9 protein-coding genes and 1 other RNA gene are annotated in these 10,095 nt (G+C 66.4%); 6 read left to right on the top strand and 4 right to left on the bottom strand.

Translation table 11 applies throughout. The annotated features are described in order from the left end of the window. Nucleotides 1-263, bottom strand: a transfer-messenger RNA (tmRNA) gene (gene ssrA, locus EPO41_RS21620); the annotation flags it as partial. A 73-nt stretch (nt 264-336) separates the two neighbouring features. Between ssrA and thyX the strand changes: the two genes are divergently transcribed. Together thyX and EPO41_RS21610 are read left to right on the top strand one after the other, a co-directional pair. Beyond that, nucleotides 337-1,275 carry an FAD-dependent thymidylate synthase gene (gene thyX / locus EPO41_RS21615; protein WP_296329540.1) on the top strand — a complete coding sequence of 313 codons (939 nt, stop codon included), beginning with the start codon at nt 337-339 and terminating at the stop codon, nt 1,273-1,275. After that, on the top strand, nt 1,272-1,826 hold the full coding sequence (locus tag EPO41_RS21610) for an N-acetyltransferase (protein WP_296329537.1): 555 nt from the start codon (nt 1,272-1,274) through the stop codon (nt 1,824-1,826). Before thyX ends, EPO41_RS21610 begins: the two co-directional genes overlap by 4 nt. A gap of 132 nt (nt 1,827-1,958) precedes the next feature. Here the strand turns inward: EPO41_RS21610 and apbC are convergent, their stop codons facing one another. Beyond that, entirely contained in the window at nt 1,959-3,119 is a 1,161-nt protein-coding gene (apbC, locus tag EPO41_RS21605; RefSeq protein WP_296329534.1) for an iron-sulfur cluster carrier protein ApbC, read from the bottom strand. 150 nt (nt 3,120-3,269) lie between these two features. Between apbC and hflK the strand changes: the two genes are divergently transcribed. The 3 genes from hflK (at nt 3,270) to EPO41_RS21590 (ending at nt 7,069) form a co-directional block, all read left to right on the top strand. Beyond that, complete coding sequence (hflK, locus tag EPO41_RS21600) at nt 3,270-4,484, top strand: FtsH protease activity modulator HflK (protein ID WP_296329532.1); 1,215 nt, start codon at nt 3,270-3,272, stop codon at nt 4,482-4,484. Next, nucleotides 4,481-5,371: a protease modulator HflC gene (locus EPO41_RS21595; protein ID WP_296329530.1), complete on the top strand. Its 891-nt coding sequence runs from the start codon at nt 4,481-4,483 to the stop codon at nt 5,369-5,371. The genes hflK and EPO41_RS21595 overlap by 4 nt, the downstream gene beginning before the upstream one ends. A 231-nt stretch (nt 5,372-5,602) precedes the next feature. Further along, nucleotides 5,603-7,069, top strand: coding sequence for a DegQ family serine endoprotease (locus EPO41_RS21590; protein WP_296329527.1), 1,467 nt, complete (start codon nt 5,603-5,605; stop codon nt 7,067-7,069). A gap of 149 nt (nt 7,070-7,218) precedes the next feature. Here the strand turns inward: EPO41_RS21590 and EPO41_RS21585 are convergent, their stop codons facing one another. Next, complete coding sequence (locus tag EPO41_RS21585) at nt 7,219-8,220, bottom strand: NADP-dependent oxidoreductase (protein ID WP_296329524.1); 1,002 nt, start codon at nt 8,218-8,220, stop codon at nt 7,219-7,221. Beyond that, nucleotides 8,217-9,098: a phosphoserine phosphatase SerB gene (gene serB, locus EPO41_RS21580; protein ID WP_296329521.1), complete on the bottom strand. Its 882-nt coding sequence runs from the start codon at nt 9,096-9,098 to the stop codon at nt 8,217-8,219. Before serB ends, EPO41_RS21585 begins: the two co-directional genes overlap by 4 nt. Before the next feature lie 50 nt (nt 9,099-9,148). On the opposite strand from serB, the gene miaA reads away from it, so the two are divergent. Then, nucleotides 9,149-10,084: a tRNA (adenosine(37)-N6)-dimethylallyltransferase MiaA gene (gene miaA / locus EPO41_RS21575; protein WP_296329519.1), complete on the top strand. Its 936-nt coding sequence runs from the start codon at nt 9,149-9,151 to the stop codon at nt 10,082-10,084. Nucleotides 10,085-10,095: the final 11 nt, after the last annotated feature.

The raw sequence follows: 10,095 nt of genomic DNA, 5'->3' as shown, positions 1-10,095 counted from the left end.
CGGCAGCAGCGAGTGTAACGGTGTTATCGTTAGCACTTGTGAATGGCCCGTCACGGCGGAACCATACCGGGCAAAAACCGCGCCTTTACCACGCTCGTCGATCCTGGTTCGCCCCCATCGGTTCCGCCCGGGGGCGGAGAGAAATGGTGGAGGCGCCGGGTACTGCCCCCGGGTCCGAAACGCTTATGCCACGCGGCGTTTATCGCCATAGTCGGTTTCCCGACACCGTCTATATAGGCTCTTCCCCCGGCTTTTTGAAGGTGGCCGGGCCTCGATCCTTGCCCGCCCGGCGCGATTCCCCGCATAACGTCCGGCGAAAACAAGGACAACGAACCGATGCCCCTCTCCAGCGACCAGCAGGCAGAAATCGACCAGGCCCGGGCCGGGGTCCAGCCGACCCTGCGCCCCGTGGCTCCGGCGCTGGAGGAGATCCTCTACCGGGCGCTGCCGGTGCTCGACCACGGCTTCGTCCGCGTCGTCGACTACATGGGCGACGATGCCGCCGTGGTGCAGGCCGCGCGCGTGAGCTACGGCCGCGGCACCAAGAAGGTCAGCGAGGACCGCGGCCTCATCAACTATCTCATGCGGCACCGTCACACGACGCCGTTCGAGATGTGCGAAATCAAGTACCACGTGAAGCTGCCGATCTTCGTGGCGCGCCAGTGGATCCGCCATCGCACCGCCAACGTGAACGAATATTCCGCGCGCTACTCGATCCTCGACAACGAGTTCTATGTGCCGAAGCCCGAGCATCTCGCGGCGCAGAGCGCGATGAACCGGCAGGGTCGCGACCAGGTGCTGGCGGGCAGGGAAGCCGAGCGTGTCTTCGACTTGCTCAGGAAGGACGCGGAACTCGTCTACGAGCATTATCTCGAGATGCTGAACGAGGGCGAGGGCGGCGCGCCGCTCGATCCCGAACGCTCCGGCCTCGCGCGCGAGCTCGCGCGCATGAACCTGTCGCTCGGCTTCTATACCCAGTGGTACTGGAAGACGAACCTCCACAACCTCATGCACTTCCTGTCGCTGCGCGCCGATGCCCATGCGCAGTACGAGATCCGCGTCTATGCGGAGACGATGCTCGACACGCTGAAGCGCTGGTGCCCGATCAGCCACGACGCCTTCGTCGAATACCGACTGGGCGGCACGCATCTTTCCAAGACCGGCCTCGCCATCGTGAAGCGCATGCTGGCCGGCGAGACGGTCGACCAGAAGTCGAGCGGGCTGAGCGCCCGCGAATGGCGCGAGCTGATGGCGGCCCTCGGGCAGGCGACGTGATCCGCGACCCCGGCCGGCTCAGGCTGCTGCGCGAGCGGCCGCGCGACGGTGTGGCGGTCGAGGCGATGAACGAGGCGGCCTTCGGGCCCGACCGCCAGCAGAAGACGGTCTACCGGCTTCGCGAAGGCGTGAAGCCGATTGCCGAACTGTGCTTCGTGGCGATCGACCAGAAGGACCGGATGGTGGCCTCGATCCGCAACTGGCCGATCCTGATCCACGACAAGTGGCCCGCCGTCATGCTGGGGCCGCTCGCCATCGCGCCGGAACTGCGCGGCCTGGGCTACGGCAAGGCGCTGATGTGGCACTCGATGGCGCAGTCGCGCATGCTGGGCCACAGCCGCATCATCCTCGTCGGCGATCCCGAGTACTACAACCAGTTCGGCTTCCGCCGCGATCTCGCGTTGAACATCCAGCTCCCCGGCTGGGTCGAGGACCGCCGCTTCCTCGCCCTCGAACTGGTCGCCGGCTCGATGATCGGCGTCCACGGCATGATCGGCAAATGGCGCCCGGGCTGGCGGCCGAGCAAGCGCAAGACGGTGAATCGCAAATGAGGAAAAGGTCCCTCACTACGTTCGGGATGACAATTTTGCTGGGATCTGCGCAGTGCGCCGATCAAGCAAACGATGTCATCCCGAACGTAGTGAGGGACCCTTCGTCTTCTTTAAAACACCAACTACCCTAGGCTACTGCACCACGATGTTCGGGGCCTTGCGGGCACCGCGCTGATTGGCGGAGAGCTGTTTCCAGACGCGGCCGGCGACATTCTTGTAGACTTGCGCGTGGGCGCTGTCGGGTTTCGAGACGACAATGGGATGGCCACTGTCGGACGTGGTGCGGATGTCGAGATGCAGCGGGACCTCGCCCAGGAAAGGCACGCCGAGCTTGTCGGCTTCCTCGTGAGCGCCGCCATGGCCGAAGATCTCGGAGCGCTCGCCGCACTTGGGGCAGAGGAAGTAGCTCATGTTCTCGACGATGCCGAGCACTGGCACGGCGACCTTGCGGAACATGTTGAGGCCCTTGCGCGCGTCGACCAGCGCGATGTCCTGCGGCGTCGAGACGATGACCGCACCGGCGAGCGCAACGCGCTGGGCGAGCGTCAGCTGGGCGTCGCCGGTGCCGGGCGGCATGTCGACCACCAGCACGTCGAGTTCGCCCCACTGCACGTCGCGCAGCATCTGCTCCAGCGCGCTCGATACCATGGGCCCGCGCCAGATCATCGGTGTGTCCTCGGCCACGATGTAGCCGATCGACATGGTCTTCAGCCCGTACTTCTCGATCGGCTTCAGCATCTTGCCGTCGACCGATTCCGGCTTCTCGGTGACGCCGAGCATGCGCGGCATCGAGGGGCCGTATATGTCGGCATCGAGCAGCCCCGTGGCCAGGCCGTTGGCGGCGAGGCCGAGTGCCAGGTTGACCGCGGTCGTCGACTTGCCGACGCCGCCCTTGCCCGAGGCCACGGCGATGATGTGCTTCACGCCCGGCACGTCGATGCGGCCGCCGCCGCCGGTCGTCTTGCCAGCAGTTGTGTTGCCTGCGGGGGTGCCGTGGCTGTGGCCATGATGGCCGCCGGGCGCGGGCGGCGGTGCAGGTGCGGCGCGCTCCGCCGTCATGACGGCGGTGGCCGAGAGGACGCCCGGCATCGCCCGGATCGCCTGCTCGCAGGCCTGCCGCAGCGGCTCGAGCGCGGTGCCGCGGGCGGGATCGACGTCCAGCGTGATCGCGACATGACCGGCGCGCGTTGCAATGCCGCTCACCATGCCCAACGCCGCGACGCTGCGGCCCGTCACCGGATCGATGATGGTATCGAGAACCTTGCGGATGGCCGTTTCGCTGATTTCCGCCATGTTCTGCTGCTTCCGCTGCGGCGCAATTTCGCGTCCGCCGCTTGATTGAAGGTGTGCCTGTCGTCACATATATGCAGCGCGTCTGGAAATCAAAAGCGACAACGCGCCCAAGCGCGGTCAGAAGCGGCAGCAGGGGCCCTTGAGGTGAAAATGGCGTGGAATAACAATGGCGGCGGCGGCCCCTGGGGCGGGGGCGGTGGAGGCGGCGGCTCCGGCGGTGGCGGTGGTCCCTGGGGCGGCGGCGGCGGCGGCAACCGGGGCGGCGGCGGTGGCGGACCTTTCGGCTCGCGGCGCCCGCCCGACATGGAAGACGTCATTCGCAAGGGCCAGGAGCGGCTCAAGAACCTCATTCCCGGCGGTTTCGGCTCCTACAAGGGCATCGCGCTGGTGGTGCTCGGCGCTCTCGTGATCTGGCTCGCAACCGGCTTCTTCCGCGTGCAGCCCAACCAGCAGGCCATCCAGCTCGTGTTCGGCAAGCCCTACGGCAAACCCGTCGAGCCCGGCCTGCACTACAACCTGCCGGCCCCGATCGGCAATGTCGTGGTCGTGAACGTCCAGGACCAGCGCCGCACCGTCATCGGCTCACGCGGCAACCAGGTTTCCACGCCCTACAGCCGCGGCCCGCGTCCCACTTCCACGGAAAACCTGATGCTGACCGGCGACGAGAACATCGTCGACATCGAGTTCGCGGTGCTGTGGCAGATCAAGGACGTCTACAAGTATGCATTCGACGTGCGCAATCCCGAGGAGAACGTGCGGGCCGGCGCCGAAGCCGCGATGCGCGAGGTGATTGGCAAGTCGAACCTGCAATATGCCCAGACCGAAGGCCGCAGCCGCATCGAGCAGGACACGAAGGACCTGCTGCAGCGCATGCTCGACGAATACGGGCTCGGCGTCCGCATCTCGCAGATCCAGCTCCTGCGCGTCGACCCGCCGCAGGAAGTCATCGCGGCGTTCCGCGACGTCCAGGCGGCGCGTGCCGACAAGGAGAAGCTGATCAACGAGGGCAACACCTACCGCAACCAGCAGCTCCCGAGGGCGAAGGGCGAGGCCGAGTCGATCGTCCAGCGCTCCGAAGCCTACAAGGCCGAGATCATCGCGCGCGCCAGCGGCGATGCGCAACGCTTCGACCAGGTCTACGAGCAGTGGGCCAAGGCCAAGGACATCACGACGGAACGTCTCTACCTCGATACGATGGAAGAGGTGCTGCGCAACGTGAACAAGGTCCTGGTCGACAAGGGGACGACCAACAATGGCGGTGTACTGCCCTACCTGCCGCTGCCGGAGCTGCGCTCGGGCCAGACGCCGGGCGTTGGGCCGCAACCACCGCGGCCGCCCCAGCCCCTGCCGGGAGCCACGCGATGAGCAACCGTTCCATCATCGCCCTGATCGCGCTCGCGTTCCTGGGTTTCGTCCTGACGCAGACCTTCTACACGGTCGATCCGACCAAGCAGGTGCTGGTCCGCCAGTTCGGCGCCATCGTCGGCGAACCGAAGACGGAGCCCGGCCTGTACGTCAAGATTCCGTTGTGGATCCAGGACATCCAGCGGATCGACCGCCGGCTGCTCGACTACGAAGCCGAGGAGTTCGAGATCATCGCGGGTGACCAGAAGCGCCTCGTGGTCGATGCCTATGCCCGCTACAAGATCGTGGCGGCCAAGCGCTATGCGCAGACCGTCCCGGGCGGCGAAACGTCCCTGCGGGGGCTGCTCGACTCGCTGATCAACTCGGAGATCCGCGGTGTGCTGTCGTCGGTGCCGCTGCATGCGGTTCTGACCGACCAGCGCGCCAACCTGATGGACGAGATCACCCGGCGGGTGAACGTCAAGACCATGGAGCTGGGCGTCGAAACGGTCGACGTGCGCATCAAGCGCGCCGACCTGCCGCAGGCCAACTCCCAGTCGGTCTACAACCGCATGAAGACCGATCGCGAGCGCGAGGCCGGCCAGCTCCGCGCCGAGGGCGACGAGGAGAATGCCCGCATCAAGGCTACGGCCGACCGCGAAGTCGCGGTGATCAAGGCCGATGCCGGGCTGAAGGGTCAGATCCTGCGAGGCGAGGCGGACGCGGCGGCGACCGAGATCTACGCCAAGGCCTTCAGCAAGGATAAGGACTTCTACGCCTTCTACCGGCGCATGGAGGCCTACAAGCAGGCGTTCGGCTCGGGCGGCTCGACCATGCTGCTGAGCCCGGACAACGACTTCTTCCGCTACTTCAACGACCCCGCCGGAATGGTCCTTCCGAAGAAGTAGGATCCGGCAAATACCGTACCGAACCGGCGGCTGTGGCACTCCTGCCACGCCGCCGGTTTCTTTTTTGGCACGGTCGAAAACCCCAGCAAAAGTGGGCCCGATAACGAGCACTTTATTTGCGCCACAATCGGCCCACATGTAGACAGTGACTCTAACGCGCGGCGCCGGCCGTACCGACCGTTTGGCCTTGAGCGCCGTTGGAGGTCGGTCGTGATTCTAGGCGATTTTCAAGTGTATTTCCGCAGCGCCGCTCTCGCGGCCATTGCATCGCTGGGCCTCGTCACGGCGGAGCCCGTCTGGGCCCGCCAGCCGACGGAGAGCTTCTCCGAGTTGGTCGATAAATTGATGCCGACCGTCGTCAACATCACGACCACGCAGAACGTGCCCCAGCAGGGCCCGCGCCTGCGCGACATGCCGCAGCTTCCGCCCGGCTCGCCCTTCGAGGAGCTCTTCAAGGAGTTCTTCGACAAGCGTGGCGGCGAGGAGCAGCAGAAGCGTCGTGGTACGTCGCTGGGCTCCGGTTTCGTGATCGATGGCGAAGGCTACATCGTCACCAACAACCATGTGATCCAGGGCGCCGAGGACATCACCGTCATCTTCCGCGATGACACCCAGCTCAAGGCCAAGCTGGTCGGATCCGACAGCCGCGTCGACCTCGCCGTGCTCAAGGTCGAGCCGCCCAACAAGAAGCCGCTGCCGGCGGTGAAGTGGGGCGATTCGGACAAGTCGCGGGTCGGGGACTGGGTGATCGCCATCGGCAATCCGTTCGGCATGGGCCATTCGGTGACCGCCGGCATCATCTCGGCGCGCGGCCGTTCGCTGAACGATTCGCTCGACGACTACCTGCAGACCGACGCCGCCATCAACAAGGGCAACTCGGGCGGTCCGCTGTTCAACACCGATGGCGAGGTGATCGGCGTCAACACTGCGATCTATTCGCCCTCCGGCACCAATGCCGGTCTCGCCTTCTCGATCCCGTCGAACATGGTGAAGCAGGTCGCCGACCAGCTGCGCGAGTTCGGCAAGGTGAAGCGTGGCTGGATCGGCGTCAGCTACCAGAGCGTCACCGACGACATCGCCGATTCCTTCGGCCTCGATCGTGCCCGCGGCGTGCTGGTGGCGAATGTCACCGCCGACGGGCCGGCCTTCAAGGCGGGCCTGAAGCGCAACGACATCATTCTCTCGTTCGGCGGCCAGGACGTGCTCGACCTGCGGCGTTTTCCGAGGGTCGTGGCCAATGCCCGCGTCGGAAACACTGTCGACGTCGTGGTGTGGCGCGGCGGCAAGGAAGTGCCTCTGAAGCTGCGTGTCGGCGAACAAGAAGAGGCCGAGAAGCAGAACACTTCCGCCCAGGGCGGTCAGAAGAAGCCGGCCGAGCCCGACCAGCCGGTGACCTCGACCATCGAGCAGCTCGGACTCACCCTGCAGAAGGTCACCGACCAGCTGCGCGAACGCTACGGTCTCTCCGATCAGGTGAAGGGCGTGATCGTCACCAAGGTGGCGCCCAACAGCCCGGCGGCCGAGAAGCAGCTTCAGGCAGGCGACGTGATCCTCGAGGTCGACCAGAAGCCGGTGACGACGCCGCAGGAAGTGTCGGATCTCGTGACCAAGCTGCAGCAGCAGAAGAAGCGCTCCGTGCTCCTATTCGTCGAGCGCCAGGGCGACCCGCGCTTCGCCGCGCTGCGGCTGCAGAAGTAGGTCTCGCTTCCGATCAAACGAAAGGCCGCGCATCGCGCGGCCTTTTGCTTTTTGTCGTCTTGAGCGTAGCGAAAGACCTCACGTCCACAACACAGGGCGTCGTCTGATCGTTCTGCGAGGTCCTTCGCTAACGCTCAGGACGACAGGGGTCAGACCTTCACCACCAGCTTGCCGAAATTCTCGCCCTTGAGCAGGCCCATGAAGGCCTCGGGTGCCTTGGCGAGGCCTTCGATCACGGTCTCGCGGCTCTTCAGCTTGCCGGACGCCACCAGCCCGCCGACCTCGTTCACGAACTCGCCCATCAGGGCCACATGGTCGGAGACGATGAAGCCCTGCAAGGTGAGGCGGCGCTGGACGATGGTGAACATCTTCTCCGGGCCGGCCATCGGCGTCGCGTCCTGGTATTCGGAGATGGCGCCGCAGAAGGCGACCCGGCCGAAATTGTTCAGGCGCGCGAAGACGGCGTGGAAGATCCTGCCGCCGACATTCTCGAAATCGGCATCGATGCCCTGGGGGCAGAGCCTGTCGAGCACCGCGGCGACGTCGCTTTCGGTCTTGTGGTTGAAGCAGGCGTCGTAACCGGCCTCGCGCACCGCCCACTGGCACTTCTGCTCGTCGCCGGCGCAGCCCACGACGCGGGCACCGGCGAGCTTGGCGAGTTGGCCCGCCACCTGGCCCACGGCGCCGGTCGCGGCCGACACGAACACCGTCTCGCCCGCCTTGGGCTTGCAGATGTGCTTGATGCCGTACCAGGCAGTGAAGCTCGGCATGCCCAGCACGCCGAGATAGGCCGACAGGGGAATGCCTGCCGGGTCGATCTTGCGCAGGCCCTTGCCGTCATGGACCGTGTGGGTAGCCCAGTTCAGCATGCCCATCACGATGTCGCCCTTGGCGAAGCGCGGGTTCTTCGACTCGACCACTTCGCCGACCGAGCCGCCGGTGAGCGGCTTGTCGAGCTCGAAGGGCGGTGTGTAGGAGCGCAGCTCGGTCATGCGCGGCCGCATGTAGGGATCGAGTGACAGGAAGCGTTGGGCGATCAGGATCTGGCCGTCGGTGAGCGCCGGGAGCGTGGCGGTCTCGGAGCGGAAACAGTCCGCGGTGACGTCGCCCTCCGGGCGCTTGGCGAGGACGATCTGCTGGACGTCGGTCATGGGTCTTTCCTCTCTTCGAAGTCGCTGCGGCGATAGCCCTGAAGGTAGAGCAGAGCGCTCAGGTCGCCATGCTCGATGCGGGCCGGCACCTGGGCCGCCACCGCCGGCTTGGCGTGGAAGGCGACGCCGAGGCCGGCGGCCCTGAGCATCGGCAGGTCGTTGGCGCCATCGCCGACGCTCACCGCGTCGCCGACGGTGATGCTGCGTTCGCCGGCCAGCCGCTGCAGGGTCGTGAGCTTGGCCTCCTTGCCGAGGATCGGCCGTGCGACCGTTCCGGCCAGCGACGTACCGTCATGCTGCAGCACGTTGGCGGCGTCGAGATCGAAGCCCAGCGACCGGCGCACCATGGCCGTGAAGTAGGTGAAGCCGCCGGACACCAGGGCGCAGTAGGCGCCGTGCTTCTGCATGGTCGCGACCAGCGTGGCGCCGCCCGGCATGTAGCGGATGCGCGTCGCGGCCTCGTCGAGGCGGCCCACGGGCAGGCCCTTCAGCAGGCCGACCCGCTCCTCGAGGGCGCCGGCAAAATCGATCTCGCCGTTCATGGCGCGCGCGGTGATGCCGGCGATCTTCTCGCGCAGGCCCAGGAACTCGGCCAGCTCGTCGAGCATCTCGTTATGGATCATGGTCGATTCCATGTCCGCAACGAGCAGCTTCTTGCGCCGCCCCGCGGCGGGCAGGGCGACCGCATCGACGCCGGGCAGGCTCACAGGCGCGGCAGGGCCGTCGAACGGCAGATCGCAGGCGATTTCCCCGTCGAGCCAGTCGGGCGCGCCGACGGTGGCGCCGCCGCTCTTCAGGGCATCGGTGGCGGCGGCAACCGCTGCTTCGGTCACGGCGGGGCGGGATGGATCGGAGATCAGGACGAGGACGTTTTTCACGCCCCGGCTCTAGCGGCGGGGTCGCGGATTTGCAAACAGTGCGCCGGCCCATGATTTCGCAAGCGAGACCCTCCGTCATCGTCGTCACCGGACCGACTGCCAGCGGCAAGTCGGCGCTGGCGCTGGCGCTCGCCGAACGTCGGGGCGGCACGGTGATCAATGCCGATGCGATGCAGACCTATGACGCCTTCCCGATCCTGACGGCGCAGCCGGCTCAGGAGGAGCGGGCGCGGGCGCCACACGCGCTCTACGGCGTGCTGCCGCTCAGCGAGGCCGTATCGGCCGCGCGCTGGCGCACGATGGCCACCGCCGAGATCGAGCGCACCCTGGAGGCGGGCCGCGTTCCAATCCTGTGCGGCGGCTCGGGCCTCTATTTGCGCACCCTGATGAAGGGCATTGCGACCATCCCCGAGGTCCCCGCCGGGCTGCGCGAGCAGGCGAACGCCGACTGGGCCGCACTCGGGGCCGATGCCTTTCGCGCGCGCCTGGAGGTCCACGACCGCGACATCGTTGCCCGGCTGAAGCCCGGCGACCGCCAGCGCCATGTGCGGGCCTGGGAGGTGTGGCAGGCGACCGGCCGGCCGCTCAGCGACTGGCAGGAAGGCGAGGCCTCGGGAGCGCCCTGGCGGTTCGCGACGGTGCTGCTGTCGCCCGACCGCGCCTGGCTACGGGAGCGGATCGAGCGTCGCTTCGACGTCATGCTGGCCCAGGGCGTGGAAGCCGAAGTTCGCGCCGTCTTCGACCGGCATCCCGATCCGGCATGGCCGGGCCTCAAGGCGCATGGCGCCCCGGAGTTCTTCCGCCATTTCCGAGGGGAAATGGCGCTCGAGGAGGTCCGGAGGGTCGGTATCGACCACACTCGGCAATACGCCAAACGCCAGATGACGTGGTTTCGGCATCAGATAACACCAGATCTGGTGTTTGATCCGAGGGTTGATCAAGTATTAGGTCAGATTGAGAAATATTTGGACAATCTGGACGCCTGAAACTTTGCGTT

The sequence above is a fragment of the Reyranella sp. genome, assembly GCF_004297265.1.
Lineage (GTDB): Bacteria > Pseudomonadota > Alphaproteobacteria > Reyranellales > Reyranellaceae > Reyranella.
The sequence above is the reverse complement of the archived record's forward strand: the minus strand, read 5'-3'. Positions and strand labels throughout refer to the sequence as shown.

What these genes read in the sequence shown, in the direction of transcription:
- EPO41_RS21595 (WP_296329530.1), top strand. Translation starts at nt 4,481, where the DNA reads ATGAGCAACCGTTCCATCATCGCCCTGATCGCGCTCGCGTTCCTGGGT.
- EPO41_RS21585 (WP_296329524.1), bottom strand. Translation starts at nt 8,220, where the DNA reads ATGACCGACGTCCAGCAGATCGTCCTCGCCAAGCGCCCGGAGGGCGAC.
- apbC (WP_296329534.1), bottom strand. Translation starts at nt 3,119, where the DNA reads ATGGCGGAAATCAGCGAAACGGCCATCCGCAAGGTTCTCGATACCATC.
- thyX (WP_296329540.1), top strand. Translation starts at nt 337, where the DNA reads ATGCCCCTCTCCAGCGACCAGCAGGCAGAAATCGACCAGGCCCGGGCC.
- miaA (WP_296329519.1), top strand. Translation starts at nt 9,149, where the DNA reads ATGATTTCGCAAGCGAGACCCTCCGTCATCGTCGTCACCGGACCGACT.
- hflK (WP_296329532.1), top strand. Translation starts at nt 3,270, where the DNA reads ATGGCGTGGAATAACAATGGCGGCGGCGGCCCCTGGGGCGGGGGCGGT.